16 protein-coding genes are annotated in these 19,264 nt (G+C 68.0%); 5 read left to right on the top strand and 11 right to left on the bottom strand.

All coding sequences use genetic code 11. The features are described 5' to 3' along the window. Positions 1 to 17: 17 nt before the first annotated feature. From ubiB to EZ216_RS09675, 8 genes are all read right to left on the bottom strand, one after another. Positions 18 to 1,583 (bottom strand): ubiquinone biosynthesis regulatory protein kinase UbiB, encoded by a 1,566-nt coding sequence (ubiB, locus tag EZ216_RS09710; protein WP_135249535.1) that lies wholly within the window; start codon positions 1,581 to 1,583, stop codon positions 18 to 20. Further along, on the bottom strand, positions 1,580 to 2,149 hold the full coding sequence (locus EZ216_RS09705) for a hypothetical protein (RefSeq protein WP_135249534.1): 570 nt from the start codon (positions 2,147 to 2,149) through the stop codon (positions 1,580 to 1,582). The genes ubiB and EZ216_RS09705 overlap by 4 nt, the downstream gene beginning before the upstream one ends. Before the next feature lie 111 nt (positions 2,150 to 2,260). Next, positions 2,261 to 3,268 carry a TIM44-like domain-containing protein gene (locus EZ216_RS09700; RefSeq protein ID WP_135249533.1) on the bottom strand — a complete coding sequence of 336 codons (1,008 nt, stop codon included), beginning with the start codon at positions 3,266 to 3,268 and terminating at the stop codon, positions 2,261 to 2,263. A gap of 46 nt (positions 3,269 to 3,314) precedes the next feature. Further along, positions 3,315 to 4,046 carry a bifunctional demethylmenaquinone methyltransferase/2-methoxy-6-polyprenyl-1,4-benzoquinol methylase UbiE gene (ubiE, locus tag EZ216_RS09695; RefSeq protein WP_135249532.1) on the bottom strand — a complete coding sequence of 244 codons (732 nt, stop codon included), beginning with the start codon at positions 4,044 to 4,046 and terminating at the stop codon, positions 3,315 to 3,317. A gap of 45 nt (positions 4,047 to 4,091) precedes the next feature. Further along, a complete protein-coding gene (locus EZ216_RS09690; RefSeq protein WP_135249531.1) occupies positions 4,092 to 4,508 on the bottom strand; it encodes a gamma-butyrobetaine hydroxylase family protein in 417 nt (138 codons plus the stop codon). A 13-nt stretch (positions 4,509 to 4,521) separates the two neighbouring features. Beyond that, positions 4,522 to 6,165 (bottom strand): ShlB/FhaC/HecB family hemolysin secretion/activation protein, encoded by a 1,644-nt coding sequence (locus tag EZ216_RS09685; RefSeq protein ID WP_135249530.1) that lies wholly within the window; start codon positions 6,163 to 6,165, stop codon positions 4,522 to 4,524. An 89-nt stretch (positions 6,166 to 6,254) separates the two neighbouring features. After that, positions 6,255 to 7,577, bottom strand: a complete 1,323-nt coding sequence (locus EZ216_RS09680; RefSeq protein ID WP_167772866.1) for a FecR family protein — start codon at positions 7,575 to 7,577, stop codon at positions 6,255 to 6,257. A gap of 168 nt (positions 7,578 to 7,745) precedes the next feature. Continuing rightward, positions 7,746 to 11,636, bottom strand: coding sequence for a DUF3683 domain-containing protein (locus EZ216_RS09675; protein ID WP_135249528.1), 3,891 nt, complete (start codon positions 11,634 to 11,636; stop codon positions 7,746 to 7,748). A gap of 247 nt (positions 11,637 to 11,883) precedes the next feature. Here EZ216_RS09675 and ugpB point away from each other — a divergent pair, with 247 nt between their 5' ends. The 5 genes from ugpB to ugpQ all read left to right on the top strand — a co-directional run bounded on the left by ugpB (position 11,884) and on the right by ugpQ (position 16,784). Continuing rightward, positions 11,884 to 13,194 carry a sn-glycerol-3-phosphate ABC transporter substrate-binding protein UgpB gene (gene ugpB, locus EZ216_RS09670; protein WP_135249527.1) on the top strand — a complete coding sequence of 437 codons (1,311 nt, stop codon included), beginning with the start codon at positions 11,884 to 11,886 and terminating at the stop codon, positions 13,192 to 13,194. A 99-nt stretch (positions 13,195 to 13,293) separates the two neighbouring features. Next, positions 13,294 to 14,175, top strand: a complete 882-nt coding sequence (gene ugpA / locus EZ216_RS09665) for a sn-glycerol-3-phosphate ABC transporter permease UgpA (RefSeq protein ID WP_135249526.1) — start codon at positions 13,294 to 13,296, stop codon at positions 14,173 to 14,175. Continuing rightward, on the top strand, positions 14,175 to 15,029 hold the full coding sequence (gene ugpE, locus EZ216_RS09660) for a sn-glycerol-3-phosphate ABC transporter permease UgpE (RefSeq protein ID WP_135249525.1): 855 nt from the start codon (positions 14,175 to 14,177) through the stop codon (positions 15,027 to 15,029). The genes ugpA and ugpE overlap by 1 nt, the downstream gene beginning before the upstream one ends. A 13-nt stretch (positions 15,030 to 15,042) precedes the next feature. Continuing rightward, a complete protein-coding gene (locus EZ216_RS09655; RefSeq protein WP_135249524.1) occupies positions 15,043 to 16,050 on the top strand; it encodes a sn-glycerol-3-phosphate import ATP-binding protein UgpC in 1,008 nt (335 codons plus the stop codon). 2 nt (positions 16,051 to 16,052) lie between these two features. Next, positions 16,053 to 16,784, top strand: a complete 732-nt coding sequence (gene ugpQ / locus EZ216_RS09650) for a glycerophosphodiester phosphodiesterase (protein WP_135249523.1) — start codon at positions 16,053 to 16,055, stop codon at positions 16,782 to 16,784. Here ugpQ and EZ216_RS09645 read toward each other — a convergent pair. The 3 genes from EZ216_RS09645 to EZ216_RS09635 form a co-directional block, all read right to left on the bottom strand. Further along, complete coding sequence (locus EZ216_RS09645) at positions 16,777 to 17,367, bottom strand: DUF3501 family protein (RefSeq protein ID WP_135249797.1); 591 nt, start codon at positions 17,365 to 17,367, stop codon at positions 16,777 to 16,779. The genes ugpQ and EZ216_RS09645 overlap by 8 nt on opposite strands. A 2-nt stretch (positions 17,368 to 17,369) precedes the next feature. After that, positions 17,370 to 18,719 (bottom strand): (Fe-S)-binding protein, encoded by a 1,350-nt coding sequence (locus EZ216_RS09640; RefSeq protein WP_135249522.1) that lies wholly within the window; start codon positions 18,717 to 18,719, stop codon positions 17,370 to 17,372. Positions 18,720 to 18,798: 79 nt separating this feature from the next. Beyond that, complete coding sequence (locus EZ216_RS09635; protein ID WP_135249521.1) at positions 18,799 to 19,221, bottom strand: rubrerythrin family protein; 423 nt, start codon at positions 19,219 to 19,221, stop codon at positions 18,799 to 18,801. Between the last annotated feature and the right edge of the window lie 43 nt (positions 19,222 to 19,264).

Raw genomic sequence — 19,264 nt, 5'->3', positions numbered from 1 at the left:
TAGCGAAGCAGGCCGCGCTAGAACAGTCGGATTCGCACCAGCACCTGCATCGCCAGCAGCCCCAGAGCAAAGCCCACGCCACCGTAGAGAAAAGCTTGCAAAAGCCGGTTGGTGCGGCGCTGTTCCTCGATCAGCTGCTGCAGCTCGCCGCGGTCGTGGTCCGGCTTGCGGCGCAGGTAGTCGTGCAGCAGGCGCGGCAGGTCGGGCAGCAGCTTGGCGTAGCGCGGCGCCTGGTCACGCAGTTCGTCCAGCAGCCGCTGCGGGCCCACCTGCTCCAGCATCCAGCGCTCCAGGAAGGGCTTGGCCGTGGCCCACAGGTCCAGGTCCGGGTCCAGCTCGCGGCCCAGGCCTTCGATGTTCAGCAGCGTCTTCTGCAGCAGCACCAGCTGGGGCTGGATCTCCACGTGGAAGCGGCGCGAGGTCTGGAACAGGCGCATCAGCACCATGCCCAGGGAGATTTCCTTCAGCGGCCGGTCGAAGTACGGTTCGCACACCGCGCGGATGGCCGATTCCAGCTCGTCGACGCGCGTGTGCGGCGGCACCCAGCCCGATTCGATGTGCAGTTCGGCCACCCTTTTGTAGTCGCGGCGGAAGAAGGCGTTGAAGTTCTGCGCCAGGTATTCCTTGTCGAACTCGGTCAGCGTTCCGATGATCCCGAAGTCCAGCGAGATGTAGCGCCCGAAGGTGGCCGGGTCCAGGCTCACCTGGATGTTGCCGGGGTGCATGTCGGCGTGGAAGAAGCCGTCGCGGAACACCTGGGTGAAGAAGATGGTGACGCCGTCGCGCGCCAGCTGCCGCAGGTCGACGCCGGCCTGCACCAGGCGCTCGGACTGGCTGATGGGCACGCCGTACATGCGCTCCATCACGATCACCTCCGGATGACACCAGTCCCAGAACATCTCGGGGATCAGCACCAGGTCCAGGCCGGTCATGTTGCGGCGCAGCTGCGCGGCGTTGGACGCTTCGCGCAGCAGGTCCAGCTCGTCGTGCAGGTACTTGTCGAACTCGGCCACCACCTCGCGCGGCTTCAGGCGCTTGGCGTCGTACGACAGGGCCTCCATCCAGCCGGCCATCATGCGCATCAGCGCCAGGTCGTTCTCGATGACGCCCAGCATGCCCGGGCGCAGCACCTTCACCGCCACCTCGCGCGTGGCGCCCTGCCGGTCGCGCAGCGTGGCGAAGTGCACCTGGGCGATGGACGCGCTGGCCACCGGTTCGCGCTCGAAGCTGGCGAAGATGGCGTCCAGCGGGCGGCGGAACGCGCGCTCGATGGTGGCCACGGCGATCTTCGAGTCGAACGGCGGCACGCGGTCCTGCAGTTTCGCCAGCTCGTCGGCGACGTCGGCCGGCAGCAGGTCGCGCCGGGTGGACATCACCTGGCCGAACTTGACGAAGATGGGGCCCAGCCGCTCCAGCGCCTCGCGCAGGCGCTGGCCGCGCGGCGCGTCGAGGCGGCGGCCGAACGACAGGATGCGCGCCAGGCTGTGCAGCCAGGGGCGCTGGAAGCTGTTGAGGACGAGCTCGTCGAGCCCGTAGCGCAGGAACACCCAGACGATGAAGGCGCCGCGCAGGTACCGCGTCATGCGTGTCCGCCGGGGCCGGGCGGCGCGGACGGCGTTTCCTCGCCGGGCGGGCGCGCGGGCAGGAAGCGGCGCAGCGCCTCGGCCATGGCGCGCGCGGCCTGCCCGATGGCGTGCGCGGGCGCGTCGCCCACGATGCGCGCCACGTCTTCTTCCAGGTCCCAGCGCACGTGGTCGACCAGCCAGTTGACCTCGGCGGCGAACTGCACGTCGCCTTCGACGCGCACGGGCGGCTTCTCGCCGCGCAGCGCGGCCTGAGTCAGCGTCCAGGGCGACTCGTCGGTGATGGTGAGCGTCAAATCGGGCGCGGCGGCGGGACTGGCCAGGTCCAGCAGGCCGGCGGGCGTGGCGAGCAGCCGCACGTTGAAGATGCGCCAGCGGCCTTCCACCACGCGGCCGGCCTGGCGGCGCAGCCGGTCCATCGCCTGCGGTTCCTGCTGCAGGATGTGGTTGAGCAGCAGCACCAGCCGCCGCTGCGCCTCGTGCACCGCCCACGGCGGCGGCTGCAGCCGCTGCGCGGCGGCTTCGAACAGGCTGCCCACGAAGGGAAAGGGGGATCCGGTGGCCATCCGCGGATTATTGATGACAAACGAGTGCCGCTTCGCGGCGGATGACGAATGACAAAGGGGCCGCGTGGGCCCCCCGTCATCTGTCATCGGCGGCGCAGCCGCGGTCATTCGTCATTGGAGCGCCTGCACGCCCGCCACCAGCCAACCGCTGGCGCCGCTCTTCGGCTTGGTCATGTTCCAGACTTCGCGGAAGGGGCTGGGGCCGGCCGAGGGCTGCTCGCGGATCATCCCGGAGAACTCCACGCTGGCCATGTAGGCGTCGCCCAGGTCCTCGATGCCCAGCAACTGCGCGTCGAGCATCACGACGTCGGTCTTGTTCGGCTGGCCGTCCAGGTGCTGCTCGCGTTCGGCCAGCTGGGACCGGATCTCGGACACCATCTCGTCGGTCATCATCGAGCGCAGCGTCGGGATGTCCGAGCGGTCCCAGGCGTCCTGCAGCGTCAGGAAGTTGCGCTTGGCGGCGGCGACGAAGCCGGCCATGTCGAAGCCTTCGGGCACGCCCCAGTTCTGCGGGCCCGCCAGCGCGGAACCGATCTGCACGCGGGGCGCGGCGGCCTGCTGGCCGAACTTGCCGGCTTCGAATGCCATGCTGCTGCGCTCCCAGGGGCGCGCGGAAGCGTCGTTGCCCACCTTGTCGGGGCTGTACTGGCGCGGCTCGCGCGCCACGTCGGCCGGCGCGGGGCCGCCGGAGTAAGCCATGCCGCCGGCGCCCGCGGGGCGGCGCGAGCGCATGACGAAGCCGACCACCATCAGCACCAGCAGGGCCAGCAAGCCGAACAGCATCATGTTGGCCAGCGCCGGTCCGAAGCCCAGCGAGTTGGCCAGCCACGCGAGGCCCAGGCCGGCGGCCAGGCCGCCGAGCATCGCGCCCCACGGACGCCGGGGCGCGGGCTGTGCCGGTTGCGTGGCGGGCGTGGCCGGCCGATTGGCCGATTGCTGCGCCTCGTTCTGCGCGCCAGCGTTGTTCGGCGTGGCGGGCGGACGCTGCGCCTGCTCGCGCTGCGTGACGTTGCCGGACTGGCGGCCGATGGACTTGCCGCCGCCAAGGCGGCGCGCGGCGTCGGCATCCACGCTGGCCAGGGCCATCGCGGCCACGAGAAAGGCAGTCCACAGCTTCATCGATCGTCTCCGGGCTTGGTTGTCGTACAGCTACGCAGGTGGGGGTTCAGCAGCGGATTCCAACATGGAGCGCCACCACCCCACCGGTGAGGTTGTGGTAATCCACGTGTCCGAAACCCGCTTTGTGCATCAGGGTCTTGAGCGTTTCCTGGTCCGGGTGCATGCGGATGGACTCGGCCAGGTAGCGATAGCTGGCCGAGTCGCCGGCCACCGCCTGGCCCAGCCGCGGCAGCACGCGGAACGAGTACCAGTCGTAGGCGGACGTGAGCGGCTTGGCGACCTTGGAAAATTCCAGCACCAGCAGTTTGCCGCCGGGCTTGAGCACGCGGTGCATCTCGGCCAGCGCCTCCTCCTTGCGCGTCATGTTGCGCAAGCCGAAGGCCACCGTGACCAGGTCGAAATGCTTGTCGGGGAACGGCAGCTTCTCGGCGTCGCACACCAGCGTGGGCAGCACCACGCCTTCGTCCAGCAGCCGGTCGCGGCCGGTGCGCAGCATGGCTTCGTTGATGTCGGTGTGGACCACGCGGCCGGTGGGGCCGACCTTGCGCGCGAAAGCACGGGCCAGGTCGCCCGTGCCGCCGGCGATGTCCAGCACCTGCCAGCCAGGCTTGGGGTTGGCCACCAGCACCGTGTACGCCTTCCACGCGCGGTGCAGGCCGAACGACATCAGATCGTTCATCACGTCGTAGCGCGGCGCCACGGAATCGAACACACCGCGCACGCGCCGCGCCTTGTCGCGCTCGTCGACGGTTTCGTAGCCGAAATGCGTGCTGCTCATGCCCCGATGGTAGGGGCATTCACCGGCTGCCGGACAAGAGACCCGTCAGTGGTGGTGGCCGCAGGCGCCGCCGCCCGCGGCCGCCATCGGCGCGTCGCGGTCCACGCCGGCTTCGGCCAGGCGGCGTTCGTAGTCGGCCCACAGCCGCGCCTGCTGCGAGCCCAGGTGGTAGAGGTAGTCCCAGGAAAAGATGCCGCTGTCGTGGCCGTCGGAAAAGCGCGGCTGCACGGCGTAGTTGCCGACCGGGTCCAGGCCCAGCAGCCCCACTTCGCGTTTGCCGGTCTGCAGCACCTCCTGGCCGGGGCCGTGCCCCTTCACCTCGGCCGAGGGCGAGTACACGCGCATGAGTTCGAACGGGATGCGGAACACCGCGCCGTCGCTGAACGCGATTTCCAGCACGCGCGACTGGCCGTGCACGGTGATTGCCTGGGGCGCGGGCGCGCCGGGTTTCAGTCCTGCCATGAGCAGGATTGGATCAGAACCGGACGCCGACGTTCACGTACAGCTTGTCGTCGCCGCGCTGGGGCGAGGCGGCGTTCAGCGCCAGCGGCACCTTGCTGGAGTTCAGCAGGCGGCCGTATTCGATCGATGCCACCCACGGGCCCGACGCGTAGCGAAGGCCGGCGCCGATGCTGGTGAGCTGGTCGCTGCCCGGCTTGGTCAGGCCGTTGGGGTTGTTGTTCCAGAGGAAGCCGGCATCCAGGAAGCCGACCGCGCGCAGGCCGGGCGCCAGTTCGGGCGTGCTCACTTCCAGCGAGCCGAACAGGCCCTTGTCGGCGGACAGCGGCCGCTCGATGGCCGTCCCGCGCACGGAGCCGGTGCCGCCCAGGCCGAACTGCTCGCCCGAGATCAGCACGTCGGGGCTGTACTGCCAGTTGCCGCGAAACGAAACCAGCCACTTGTCGGCCAGCGGCGCGGCCCAGTTGAAGCCGCCGCGCAGCGCCTTCCAGTGCACAGTCTCGACGCGCGGGTCTTCGCTCTGGTAGCTGAGCAGGTCGTTGGCGCGGCCGGATCCGGTGTTCATCGCCAGCGTGACGTCGTAGCCCCAGACCGCCTTGTCGGACTCGGTGCGCGCGGTGTAGCCGATGGCCAGCGGCGAGCTGCGGCGGTCCAGCGCGCCGGGGATGACGACGTCGTTGATGCGCGCCGCCTTGAAGACCTTGTCGTCGTAGCTCACGGCCACGTACGAGCGGCGGCCGCCTTCGGGCGGCAGGTAGTGCGTGTAGCTGACGCCGAAAGTGTGGCCCGCGCCGGTGCTGGTGAAGGCGCCGAAGCTGCCGACCACGTCCGAGCGCGTGTAGCTGGCGCCGATGACGCCGCCCAGCTCGTACAGCGGCACGCGGTAGGCCAGGCCCAGCTGCCTGACGTCGGACATGCGGTCCAGCGACGTGGTGTACGCGCCCGTGAACTGGTGGTCGCGGTCGAACAGGTTGGTGTGCGTGCCGGCGACGGTGAAGCGGTCGCGGCCGGTGGAAGGCGAGCCGGTGTTGGACGCGCTCAGGCCGACGTTCCAGGGCTTCTCTTCCTTGACCGTGATGGTGGCGTCGATCTTGTCGGGCTCGTCGCCTTCCTTGATGCCCACCTGCACCTGCTTGTTCGGGTTCTCGTTGGCGATGGCCGTCTGGACGGCCAGGCGCTTGAAGTTGGGCGCGCGGCCTTCCTGCAGCTCGGGCACGCTGCGGCGGATGTTGTCGGCGCCGTAGATCTTCGCGCCTTCAATGCCGACCTTGCTGACGGCGAAATGCACGATCTCCAGGCGCACGGTGTCGCCCACTTCCTGCGGCGGCAGCGACACGCGGTGCAGCCCGTAGCCGCGCGCCTTCAGCGCGTTCTCCAGCGCCGCGGTGGCCTGCTGCAGGCTGGTCATGGTGGCGTCCGGGCGCACGAAAGGCGCCAGGATGCGCGCGGTCTCGGCCGCGTCGAGCGGGTTGTCGCCGGTGACCTGGAAGCCCTTGATGCCGAACTTCGGCTCGGGTGCGGACGCCAGCGGCGCCGCAGCCGCGGGTGCCTGCTGGGCCAGCGCGGGCCCGAATCCGGCCGCCAGCGCCAACGCCAGCACGGTGGGCGCAGCACGCCCGCTTCGCAGCGGCGCCGGGCGCGCGCGATTGCCCTTGTCCATGTCCTCTCGCCCCTCTATGCCAGTGTGCGCGGCATTGTCTCAGCCGCGTTACGTCTTGTCACTGTTAGCCGCCGCCCCGCTCACGGGCTTCAGCTGCAGGTCTTCTTTTCCTTGAAGTTGATGTCGTCCAGCACGGTCTTGAGGTTCAGGTTCCTGCTGTCCGGCATTGGCGTCCTGTCGCCCGAGAGGAACCGCGGGATGGTCGATGGCCGGCCCACTTCGCCGCTGTTGCTGGCGAAGCCCGCTTCGCCCCTGCCCATGTGCAGCTTCTCGCCGGTGACGGTGTCCACCTCGATGTGGCCGTCGCGCACGAAGACGTACAGGCCGTCCTGGCCTTCGGGCACGCTGTCCTTGGAGAACAGCTTGGGCGGCACGGTGACGGTGTCCGGTCGCGGGCCGTCCATGGCCGGCGGCGCGGAGATCGCGGTGATGCCGCCGGTGGGCGAGATCGCCAGGCCCTGGCCGGACTGCAGCACCTGCAGCGCGGTCTGGCCTTGCGGCGTGACCACGATCGACCCCAGCCACGTGTACAGCGTGCAGGTGTCGCCGCAGGTCATGTCGAAGCCGGTGCCGCGGATGCCGATGGTGGCCGTCGCGGTGGAAAAGCCGACGTTGCGGTTGTTGGCCTTGGCGATCAGGCCCGTCAGCGCGCGCACGGAGCCGCGCAGCAGCGAAGCGAAGAAGCGGCCCTCGCCGGCGTTCTGTTCGTCGTAGACGAAGTTGTCGACGCGGAACCGCGTGCTCGGGCCCAGCGTCAGCCGGGTGTCGTCGCGGAAGGCGATGACCGCGCGCGTGCCGGCCGCGGTCTCGATCACGTCGCCGGGGTAGACGCTGCCGCCTTCCACCAGGCGGCGGCGCTGGTTGTTCGCGTCCACCGCGTACATCTCGCCCGTGGCCTGCACCACCTTGGCGCTGGCCAGCACGGCGTTGGGCCGCGCGGCCTCGGCCACCTTCTGTGATTCGGCGGCGCAGTCGCGGTTGCAGATGCGCGCGTCGAAGTCGGTGCCGCGGATGCCGATGGTGGCGGTGCTGGTCTGCACCTTGGCGGCGTTGGGCGAAGCCTTGGAGATCAGGCCGGTGACGGCGCGGAAGCCCCCGCGGACCATCTGCAGCAGCATGCTGTTGTCCGGCGAGTTCTCCTTGAACTGGTACTGGGAGATGACGAGCTCGGAGTTCGGGCGCACCGTCATGCGCGTGCCGTCCTCCAGCTTCACGATCGCCGAAGCGCCGTCGGCGGTGGTCAGGCGGTCGCCTTCCTTCAGCGGCAGGCCCTTGCCCAAAGTGCGCGGCGCCTGCCCCGGCGTCTGGGCGAAGCCCACGCCGCGGGCGAATTCCACTTCGCCCACCTGGGCCCAGGCCGTGCCGGCACTGGCGGCCAACACCGCCGCCAGTGCCCAGCCAGCCCGTCTCATCGCATTCGTCCGCGCGCCCATGAACCCTCCGGCCTCAGTTACCCCTACTTACAGCCTTGGGTTATACACGCTGTCGAGCTCGGACCTGGTGACGGGCCGCCCGGGGCGGCCTGCGCGAGTGTGAGGAATTCACGGCCCGGTGGCTCCCGCGAGGGAAGCCACCGGCGTTCAGACGAGGACGCGTTCGATGCCGCCCGCGTTGGCGGCGTGCACGTATTCCGGCATCCAGTTCTCGCCCAGGATGCGGTTGGCCATCTCCACCACGATGTAGTCGGCTTCCAGCAGGCCGTTCTGCAGGTCGTGGCTGTAACGGGACAGGCCCTGCAGGCAGCTGGGGCAGCTGGTGAGGACCTTGATGTTGTCCTTGGGGCCGACGGCGCCGGCTTCGCGCAGCGCGGCTTCGTCCATGCGCAGCTGCTCTTCCTTGCGGAAACGCACCTGGGTGGAGATGTCCGGCCGCGTGATGCCGAAGGTGCCCGATTCGCCGCAGCAGCGCTCGGTCTTGCGCACCGCGTCGCCCACCAGCGCCTTCACGGTCTTCATCGGCTCCTGCAGCTTCATCGGCGTGTGGCAGGGGTCGTGGTACAGATAAGCCGTTCCCCCCGAGCCCGCCGAAGGGTCGAGCTTGATGCCCTTCTCCAGCAGGTACTCGTGGATGTCCACGATGCGGCAGCCGGGAAAGATCTTGTCGAACTCGTAGCCCTGCAGCTGGTCGTAGCAGGTGCCGCAGCTGACCACCACGGTCTTGATGTCCAGGTAGTTCAGCGTGTTGGCCACGCGGTGGAACAGCACCCGGTTGTCCGTGATGATCTTCTCGGCCTTGTCGAACTGGCCCGCGCCGCGCTGCGGGTAGCCGCAGCACAGGTAGCCGGGCGGCAGCACGGTCTGCACGCCGGCGTGCCACAGCATCGCCTGCGTGGCCAGGCCCACCTGCGAGAACAGGCGCTCCGAGCCGCAGCCGGGGAAATAGAACACCGCCTCCGTCTCCGACGTGGTGGCCCTGGGGTCGCGGATGATGGGGACGTAGTCCTTGTCCTCGATGTCCAGCAGCGCCCGCGCCGTCTTCTTCGGCAGCCCGCCCGGCAGCTTCTTGTTGATGAAGTGGATGACCTGCTCTTTCACCGCCGGCCGCTCGTGCGTCGACGGCGGCAGCGTCACCTGCTTGCGGGCGAAGCCGCGCAGCAGGTCGTTGCCCAGCCGCTGCGCCTTGAAGCCGATGTCCACCAGCGCCGTGCGGGCCAGCTTGATGGTGTCCGGGTTGGTCGCGTTGAGCATGAACATGCCCGCCGCCTGCGCGGGGCGGAACGTCTTCTGCCCCATCTTGCGCAGCAGGTTGCGCATGTTCATCGACACGTCGCCGAAGTCGATCTTCACCGGGCACGGGTTCGCGCACTTGTGGCAGACCGTGCAGTGGTCCGACACGTCCTCGAACTCCTGCCAGTGCTTGATGGACACGCCGCGGCGCGTCTGCTCCTCGTACAGGAAAGCCTCCACCAGCAGCGAGGTGGCCAGGATCTTGTTGCGCGGGCTGTACAGCAGGTTGGCGCGCGGCACGTGCGTGGCGCACACCGGCTTGCACTTGCCGCAGCGCAGGCAGTCCTTGATGGAATCGGCGATGGCGCCGATGTCCGACTGCTGCATGATCAGCGACTCGTGCCCCATCAGGCCGAAGCTGGGCGTGTAGGCGTTGGTCAGGTCCGCGTACAGCGACATCGGGCCCTGCTGGGTCGAAGGCCGCAGCAGCTTGCCGTGGTTGAAACGCCCTTCGGGATCGACCCTGGCCTTGTAGTCGGCGAACGGGCCGAGCTCCTCGTCGGTGAGGAACTCCAGCTTGGTGATGCCGATGCCGTGCTCGCCCGAGATCACGCCGTCCAGCGAGCGGGCCAGCGCCATGATGCGCTTCACCGCGCCGTGCGCGGCCTGCAGCATCTCGTAGTCGTCGCTGTTGACCGGGATGTTGGTGTGCACGTTGCCGTCGCCGGCATGCATGTGCAGCGCGACCCACACGCGGCCCTTGAGCACGCGCTTGTGGATGGCCTGCACTTCCGCCAGCAGCGGCCCGAACGCCGAGCCCGAGAAGACCTGCTGCAGTGGCGCGCGGATCTGCGTCTTCCAGCTGGCGCGCAGCGAATGGTCCTGCAGTTGCGGGAACATTGTCTCGACGCCGTCCAGCCACGACTGCCACTGGCCGCGCACGTCGCGGATCAGCGCCAGCGCCTGCTGCACGCGGTCTTCCAGCAGCTCCGCCGACGGGATCTCGTTGGCGTCGTCCAGCTTGCCCAGCGGCAGGTTGCCGCGCTGGAAGAAAGCTTCCAGTTCGTTGGCCAACTTGATCTTGTTGACCAGCGACAGCTCGATGTTGATGCGCTCGATGCCGTCGGTGTATTCGGCCATCCGCGGCAGCGGGATCACCACGTCCTCGTTGATCTTGAAGGCGTTGGTGTGCTTGCTGATGGCGGCGGTGCGCTTGCGGTCCAGCCAGAACTTCTTGCGCGCCTCGGGGCTGATGGCGATGAAGCCCTCGCCACTGCGCGAGTTGGCGATGCGCACCACTTCCGAGGTGGCGCGCGCCACCGCGTCGGGGTCGTCGCCGACGATGTCGCCGACCAGCACCATCTTGGGCAGGCCGCCGCGGCGCGACTTGGTGGTGTAGCCCACCGCGCGCAGGTAGCGGTCGTCCAGGTGCTCCAGGCCGGCGAGAAGGACGCCGCTGCGCTCCTTCTCGGCGAACATGAAGTCCTTGATCTCCACGATGCTGGGCACCGCGTCCCTGGCGTTGCCGAAGAATTCCAGGCACACGGTGCGCGTGTGGCTGGGCATGCGGTGCACCACCCAGCGCGCGCTGGTGATCAGGCCGTCGCAGCCTTCCTTCTGGATGCCCGGCAGGCCCGAGAGGAACTTGTCGGTGACGTCCTTGCCCAGGCCTTCCTTGCGGAAAGCCGGGCCGGGGATGGCGAGCTTTTCCTTGCGCAGTTCGGTGCGGCCGTCGGCGGCGAACCAGCGCAGCTCGAAGGTGGCGACCTCGGCGTCGTGGATCTTGCCCAGGTTGTGGTCCAGGCGGGTGACTTCCAGCCACTCGGCCTGCGGCGTGACCATGCGCCAGGACACCAGGTTGTCCAGCGCGGTGCCCCACAGCACGGCCTTCTTGCCGCCTGCGTTCATCGCGATGTTCCCGCCGATGCATGACGCCTCGGCCGAAGTCGGGTCGACCGCGAACACGAAACCCGAGCGCTCGGCCGCGTCGGCCACGCGCTGGGTGACCACGCCGGCTTCGGTCCACACCGTGGGAATGGGGCCGTCGTGGCCGGGGATGACCACCTGCTCCACCTCGCTCATCGCCTCGAGCTTCTCGGTGTTGATGACCACGCTCTTCCAGGTGAGCGGGATCGCGCCGCCGGTGTAGCCGGTGCCGCCGCCGCGCGGGATGATGGTCAGTTCCAGTTCGATGCAGGCCCGGACCAGGGCGGCCATCTCGGCCTCCGTGTCCGGCGTTAGTACGACAAACGGGTATTCCACGCGCCAGTCGGTAGCATCGGTGACGTGCGACACACGCGACAGCCCGTCGAACTTGATGTTGTCTTTCGCGGTATGCCGACGCAGAACGCGCTGCGCCCGCTTGCGCAGGTCGGCCGTGTCGCGGAAGCCCTGGTCGAAGGCGGCGACGGCGCGGCGCGCGTCGGACAGCAGGTCGCCCACCAGCGCGTCGCGCTCGGGGTCGTCCTGCGGCGTGCGGCGCTTCTCGATCTCGGTCAGGCGGTGGTGCAGCGCTTCCACCAGCAGCTTGCGGCGGCCCGGGTTGTCCAGCAGGTCGTCCTGCAGGTACGGGTTGCGCTGCACGACCCAGATGTCGCCCAGCACCTCGTACAGCATGCGGGCGGACCGGCCGGTGTGGCGCTCGTCGCGCAGCCGCCCCAGCAGTTCCCAGGCGCGCGGGCCCAGCAGGCGGATGACGATCTCCCGGTCGGAGAACGAGGTGTAGTTGTAGGGGATCTCGCGCAGCCGCGGCGCTTCGCCGGAAGCGGCCACCAGCAGCTGGTCGATCTTGGTCGGTGCGTTCATCGTTGCGGTTTCCGCCCCGGCGCGGCCGGGGCGCGGCGTCAGCCGAACGATTGCAGGGCGGCTGACGGGGGATGTTACCGCAGTGCAACAAGCCCCTGCGGCGCCGGGGACGCGAGAAGATGGCCCGGCGCGCGAAATCATGGAAAGCACCGTGGTTGGGCCTGCCGCAGTCCTGTCTAATCGCTTGTCACAAATCGACTGTAGAGTCCCGCCCCCGGGACCGCATTCCCATCCCCCAGGAGATCCAATGAAGATGAAGCTTTCCGCGCTCGTTCTCGCCGCGACCTGTTCGCTGGCGGCGCACGCGCAGACCGAAATCCAGTGGTGGCACTCGATGACCGCCGTGAACAACGAGTGGGTCAACGACCTCGCCAAGGATTTCAACGCCAAGCAGAAGGACTACAAGGTCGTGCCCGTCTACAAGGGCAGCTACGACGAGTCCATGACCGCCGCCATCGCCGCGTTCCGCGCCGGCAACGCGCCGCACATCCTGCAGGTGTTCGAAGTGGGCACGGCCACCATGATGGCCAGCAAGAACGCCATCGTGCCGGTCACCAAGGTGATGCAGGACGCCGGCAAGAAGTTCGATCCCGCCGCCTACATCCCGGCCGTCGCCAGCTACTACACGGCGCCCAACGGCCAGATGATGAGCTTCCCGTTCAACAGCTCGACGACGGTCTTCTACATCAACAAGGACGCCTTCGAGAAGGCCGGCCTGGACACCAACAAGCTGCCGTCCACCTGGCCGGAAGTGGCGCTGGCCGCCGCCAAGCTCAAGGCCAGCGGCCACAAGTGCCCGCTGACCCTGGGCTGGCAGGGCTGGACCCAGCTGGAGAGCTTCTCCACCTGGCACAACACGCTGCTGGCCACCAAGCGCAACGGCCTGGACGGCCCCGACGCGCGCCTGGTCGTGAACTCGCCGCTGCACGTGCGCCACATCGAGAACCTGGCCAACATGGCCAAGACCGGCCTGTTCGTCTACAAGGGCCGCAACAACACCGCCGAAGGCACGTTCGTCTCCGGCGAGTGCGCGATGATCACCACGTCGTCGGGCTTCTACGGCAACGTGGCCAAGAACGCCAAGTTCAAGTACGCCGTCGCGCCCCTGCCCTACTACCCCGACGTGCCCGGCGCGCCGCAGAACACCGTGATCGGCGGCGCCAGCCTGTGGGTCATGGCCGGCAAGAAGCCCGAGGAGTACAAGGGCATCGCCGCGTTCTTCGACTACCTGTCCAACCCCGAAGTGCAGTCGGCCAGCCACAAGCGCACCGGCTACCTGCCGGTGACCCTGGCCTCGTTCAAGCTGACCGAGGACTCGGGCTTCTACAAGCAGAACCCCGGCACGGACACGGCGGTCAACCAGATGATCCGCAAGACCACCGACAAGTCGCGCGGCATCCGCCTGGGCAACTACGTGCAGATCCGCACCATCGAGGACGAGGAACTCGAGCAGGTGTGGGCCGGCAAGAAGGAGCCGAAGGACGCCCTGGACGCCATCGTCAAGCGCGGCAACGAACTGCTCGAGCGCTTCGAGAAGCAGGTCAAGCAGCGCTCCTGACCCGCGCCTCGCCGCTCCCCTTTTGGGGAGCGCGAGTCCAGCCCCGCGACGCGGGGCTTTTTTTCGAGGGTGCTGTCGAGCTTCGAGGAGAATACGAGGATGGAGAAGAAGGTCACATTCAGGTCGACGTGGTTGCCATGGCTGCTGCTGGCACCGCAGGTCGCCATCATCGCGGTGTTCTTCTTCTGGCCCGCGGGCCAGGCGCTGGTGCAATCGTTCCAGCAGCAGGACGCCTTCGGCACCTCGGTGGAATGGGTCGGGCTGGAGAACTTCCGCAACCTGTTCAACGACGACAGCTACCTGGAATCGTTCCAGACCACGGCGTACTTCTCGCTGATGGTCGCGGTGCTGGGCATCGTGCTGTCGCTGGTGCTGGCCTACTTCGCCGACCGCGCCGTCCGCACCGCGCTCGCATACCGCACCCTCCTCATCTGGCCCTACGCCGTCGCGCCCGCCGTGGCGGGCGTGGTCTGGCTGTTCCTGTTCTCGGGCAGCATCGGCGTGGTCGCCTACTGGCTGCACAGCTGGAACCTGCCCTGGGACCCGCTGCTCAATGGCAAGCACGCCATGGCCCTGGTGGTCATGGCCGCCGTTTGGAAGCAGCTGTCGTACAACTTCCTGTTCTTCGTCGCCGGGCTGCAGAGCGTGCCGAAATCGCTGATCGAAGCCGCGGCCATCGACGGCGCGGGCGCGTGGCGCCGGTTCTGGACCATCCAGTTCCCGCTGCTGTCGCCCACCACGTTCTTCCTGCTGGTGATCAACGTCGTCTACGCGTTCTTCGACACCTTCGGCATCATCGACGCCGCCACCCACGGCGGCCCGGGCAAGGACACGTCCATCCTGGTCTACAAGGTCTACTTCGACGGCTTCAAGGCGCTGGACCTGGGCGGCTCCGCCGCGCAGTCGGCGGTGCTGATGGCGATCGTCATCGCGCTCACCGTCGTGCAGTTCCGCTTCGTCGAGAAGAAAGTCAATTACTGATGGTCGAGCGCAACCGCTTCCTCTCCATCCTCACGCACGTCGTGCTGATCCTCGGCGTGCTGGTGGTGGCCTTTCCCGTGTACCTCACCTTCGTCGCGTCCACGCACACGACGCAGGAAGTCGTGCAGGTGCCCATGCCGCTGTCGCCCGGCTCGCACCTGCTGGACAACTACAAGGCCGCGCTGTCGGGCGAGCGCTCCGGCGGCGGCTCGCACGCGCCGGTGGCACGCATGATGACCGTCAGCCTGGTCATGGCGCTGTCCATCGCCATCGGCAAGATCGCCATCTCGCTGCTGTCGGCGTTCGCCATCGTGTACTTCCGCTTCCCGATGCGCATGGCGTTCTTCTGGGCGATCTTCGTCACGCTGATGCTGCCGGTGGAGGTGCGCATCCTGCCCACCTACAAGGTCGTGTCCGACCTGGGCCTGCTCAACTCGTATGCCGGCCTCACCATCCCGCTCATCGCGTCGGCCACCGCCACGTTCCTGTACCGCCAGTTCTTCCTGACGGTGCCCGACGAACTGGCGGAGGCCGCGCGCATGGACGGCGCCGGGCCCATGCGCTTCTTCAAGGACGTGCTGCTGCCGCTGTCGGCCACCAGCACCGCGGCGCTGTTCGTCATCCAGTTCATCTACGGCTGGAACCAGTACCTGTGGCCGCTGCTCATCACCACCAACGAAAGCATGTACCCGGTGGTGCTGGGCATCAAGCAGATGATGCCCACCGGCGGCGATGCGCAAGTGGAATGGAACGTGGTGATGGCCACGGCCATCCTGGCGATGCTGCCGCCGGCACTGGTGGTCACGCTGATGCAGAAGTGGTTCGTCAAGGGCCTGGTGGATACCGAAAAATGAAGAGGGGTCAGTGATGTCTGGCATCGCACTGCGCAACGTCGTCAAGCGCTACGGCAAGGGCAAACAGGAAGTTCAGGTCATCCACGGCGTCAACGCCGAGATCGGCGCGGGCGAGTTCGTGGTGATCGTAGGCCCGTCGGGCTGCGGCAAGTCCACGCTGCTGCGCATGGTGGCCGGGCTGGAAGAAATCTCCGGCGGCGACATCGCCATCGGCGACCGCGTCGTCAACGAACTGGAACCGGCCCAGCGCGACATCGCGATGGTGTTCCAGAACTACGCGCTGTACCCGCACATGTCCGTGTTCGAGAACATGGCGTACGGCCTGAAGATCCGCAAGATGCCGGAAGCCGAGATCAAGGCGCGCGTCGACAAGGCCGCGAAGATCCTGGAGCTGGGCCACCTGCTGGAGCGCAAGCCGCGCCAGCTGTCCGGCGGCCAGCGCCAGCGCGTGGCCATGGGCCGCGCCATCGTGCGCCAGCCGCAGGTCTTCCTGTTCGACGAACCGCTCTCGAACCTGGACGCCAAGCTGCGCGCGCAAACCCGCATCGAGATCCAGAAGCTGCACCGCGAACTGGGCATCACATCCCTCTTCGTCACGCACGACCAGGTGGAAGCCATGACGCTGGCGCAGCGCATGATCGTGATGAACGCCGGCAACATGGAGCAGTTCGGCACGCCCGAAGAGGTATACCACCGGCCCGCTTCCACCTTCGTCGCCAGCTTCATCGGCTCGCCGCCGATGAACCTGCTGAAGGAAGCGCCCGGCGGCCGCGCCGGCGCCATCACGGGCATCCGCCCGGAGCACCTGGACGTGGTGGCCTCCGGCGGCTGGCAGATCGCCGTCGACACGGTGGAACTGCTGGGCGCCGAGCGGCTGGTCTACGGCCGCCTCGGCAACGAGCAGCTGGTGGTGCGCATCGAAGAGAACGCGCCCGCGCCGAAGGCCGGCGACACCGTCCAGGTGAAGCCGCGCGAAGACCGCCTGCACTGGTTCGACTCGGGCAGCGGCAAGAGAATCTGAGCATGACCGACTGGCCGTACCCGCGCTGGGTGGCGCATCGCGGCGCCGGCAAGCTCGCGCCGGAGAACACCCTGGCGGCGTTCCGCCTGGGTGCGGAACACGGTTACCGCATGTTCGAGTGCGACGCCAAGCTGTCGTCCGACGGCGTGGTGTTCCTGATGCACGACGCCACGCTGGACCGCACCACCAACGGCAGCGGCGTGGGCGGCGAGCGCCCCTGGGGCGAACTGGCGCAGCTGGATGCCGGCGGCTGGCATTCGCGCCGCTATGCCGGCGAGCCGCTCGCCACCCTGCAAGGGCTGGCGCGCTGGTGCATCGCCAACGGCCATTTCTTCAACATCGAGATCAAGCCCACACCGGGCGCCGAGAAGCTCACCGGCGAAGTGGTCGCGCGCCAGGCGGCGCAATGGTGGGCCGGGCACACGCCGCCGCTGCTCACCTCGTTCAAGCCGGAATCGCTGCAGGCGGCGATGGACACCGCGCCGCACCTGCCGCGCGGCCTGCTGCTGGACACCTTGTGGAAGGGCTGGCTGGAAACCGCGCTGTCGCTGGAATGCCAGGCCGTGGTGTGCAATCACGCGCTGTGGGACCAGAGCAGCGTCACCCAGGCAAAAAGCGCGGGCCTGAAATGCCTGAGCTATACGGTGAACGATGAGTGGGCCGCGCAGCGCCTCATCGACCTGGGCACCGACGGCATCATCACCGACCGCGTCGACCTGTTCGCGCCTACCTGAGGTCGCCCGCCAGCGAGGCCAGCGTCTCCGGCGCGATGGCCACGTGCGCCGGGTAGTTGCGGTGGTCGCAGCCCAGCTTCACCGCGGCGCCCGCCTTCACCGCCTGCGCCATGCCCGGCGTGAATTCGAAGCGCAGGAAATGCACGGCTGACGTCTTCTCGTCGTTCTCGCGGTCCAGGTCCTCGTCGGCCACCGCGTGCACGCGCTCGTGCCCTTCCACCTCGACGAACATGCGGTCTTCCACGCCGATCAGCCGGCCCAGCTCGCGCTTGCGTTCGCTGATGTCGGGGTACTCCAGCAGCATCGTGGCCTTCCAGTTGCGGCCATCGGGCACCAGCGGCGCGTACGCCTCCACTTCCTGCGCAATGCCCTCTTCCTCGAAGATCTTCTCGATGCGCAGCATCTCCTGCACCTGGTAGCGGATGGACAGCTCGCTTTCGAACTGCACCGTCAGGTGCTCGCCCAGGTGCACGGTGCGCAGCTTGCGGTGAGCGATGACCTCGCCCTGGTGCGCCTTGCGCCACTTCGAATACGCCTCCAGCGACATCAGGCTGTCGGCGGTGACCTGGCCGGTGAGCTGCATGGTCATTCGATCCCGTAGGCCTGCCGCACCAGCGTGAGCGGGTGCGCGAGCTTCGGCTCGCCGAGCTGGTTGACCTCGAACCCCTGCGCGATGTGGTGGCCGCCCAGCGGGCAATCGGAACTGATGTAGTCCGGCGCGCCGCCCGCGGGGTGTTCGGCCATGCGCTTGAACAGCGGCTTGCCGATCTTCATCGCCATGTCGTGGTAGCCCTTCTTCACGCCGTAGGTGCCGGCGTGGCCGGAGCAGCGCTCGTTGGTGGCGACCTGCGTGCCCGGGATCATCTTCAGGATCTCCTCGGTGCGCTTGCCGATGTTCTGCACGCGGCCGTGGCAGGGCGTGTGGTAGCTGATCTTGCCCAGCGGCTGGGTGAACTCGGTCTTCAACAGGCCATCTCGCTTGCGCGCCGAGAGGTACTCGAACGGGTCCCACATCGCCTGCTTCACCGCTTGCACGTCGGCGTCGTCCGGGTACATCAGCGGCAGTTCCTGCTTGTACATCAGGGTGCAGCTGGGCACGGCGCTGAGGATGGCGTAGCCCTCGCGCGCATAGCGGGCCAGCACCGGGATGTTGACCTGCTTGAGCTTGTCCACGCCTTCCAGGTCGCCCAGTTCCAGCTTGGGCATGCCGCAGCACTTTTCCTTGGCGACCAGCTCGTACGGCACCTCGTTGTGCGCCAGCACCTTCAGCAGGTCATGGCCGATGCCCGGTTCGTTGTAGTTGACGTAGCAGGTGGCGTAGATGGCGACCTTGCCGGGCGTCTTGGCGCCGTCCTTCACCTCGTGCTGCGCCGACTTGGGCGCGCCGCTGCGGAACTTGCGCGTGGCCAGGTCGGGCAGCCAGGCCTTGCGGTCCACGTTCAGCACCTTCTCCATCACGCCGCGCGCGGCATCGGTGTGGTTCAGCGCGTTGGCCACCTGCACGACGATGGGGATGCCCGCGAACGAGCCGTGCACGTCGGTGGACGCGAGGAACTTCTCGCCCGCCGGGATGCCCTTGCGGTACTTGATCGCCTTGGCCCGCAGCATGGTGTGCGGGAAGTCCAGGTTCCACTCGTGCGGCGGCACGTAGGGGCACTTGGTCATGTAGCAGAGGTCGCACAGGTAGCACTGCTCGACGACCTTCCAGTAGTCCTGCTTGTCGACGGCGTCCACCTCGCCCGTCTTGCCTTCGTCCACCAGGTCGAACAGCGTGGGGAATGCTCCGCACAGGCTGACGCAGCGGCGGCAGCCGTGGCAGATGCCGAAGATGCGCTCGAGTTCCTGGAACGCGGCTTCCTCGTCGTGGAACTGCGGGTTGCGCCAGTCGATGGGGTGCCGGGTGGGCGCTTCCAGGCTGCCTTCGCGTGGGGGCATGGGGAGGTCGAGCGTTGAGGGTCGAGCGTTCAGCGAGGGGCGCTCAGCACGCTGAACGCCCAACGCTCAACGCCGAACCTCAGTCAGTCAGTTCGTTCAGCGCCTTCTGGTAGCGGTTGGCGTGCGAGCGCTCGGCCTTGGCCAGCGTCTCGAACCAGTCGGCCACTTCGTCGAAGCCTTCGTCGCGCGCGGTCTTGGCCATGCCCGGGTACATGTCGGTGTACTCGTGCGTCTCGCCGGCCACCGCGGCCTTCAGGTTGTCGCGCGTGGCGCCGATCGGCAGGCCCGTGGCCGGGTCGCCGCACTGCTCCAGCCATTCCAGGTGGCCGTGCGCGTGGCCGGTCTCGCCTTCGGCCGTGGAGCGGAACAGCGCCGCCACGTCGTTCTGGCCTTCCACGTCGGCCTTGTTCGCGAAGTACAGGTACCGGCGGTTGGCCTGCGATTCGCCGGCGAACGCCGCCTTCAGGTTCTCTTCCGTCTTGCTGCCTTTGAGGGTGGCCATGGAGCTTCTCCTGGGTGGGTTGATCGATGGTGGCGCCCGTGCC

The sequence above is a fragment of the Ramlibacter humi genome, from assembly GCF_004681975.1.
Taxonomy (GTDB): domain Bacteria; phylum Pseudomonadota; class Gammaproteobacteria; order Burkholderiales; family Burkholderiaceae_C; genus Ramlibacter; species Ramlibacter humi.
The sequence above is the reverse complement of the archived record's forward strand: the minus strand, read 5'-3'. Positions and strand labels throughout refer to the sequence as shown.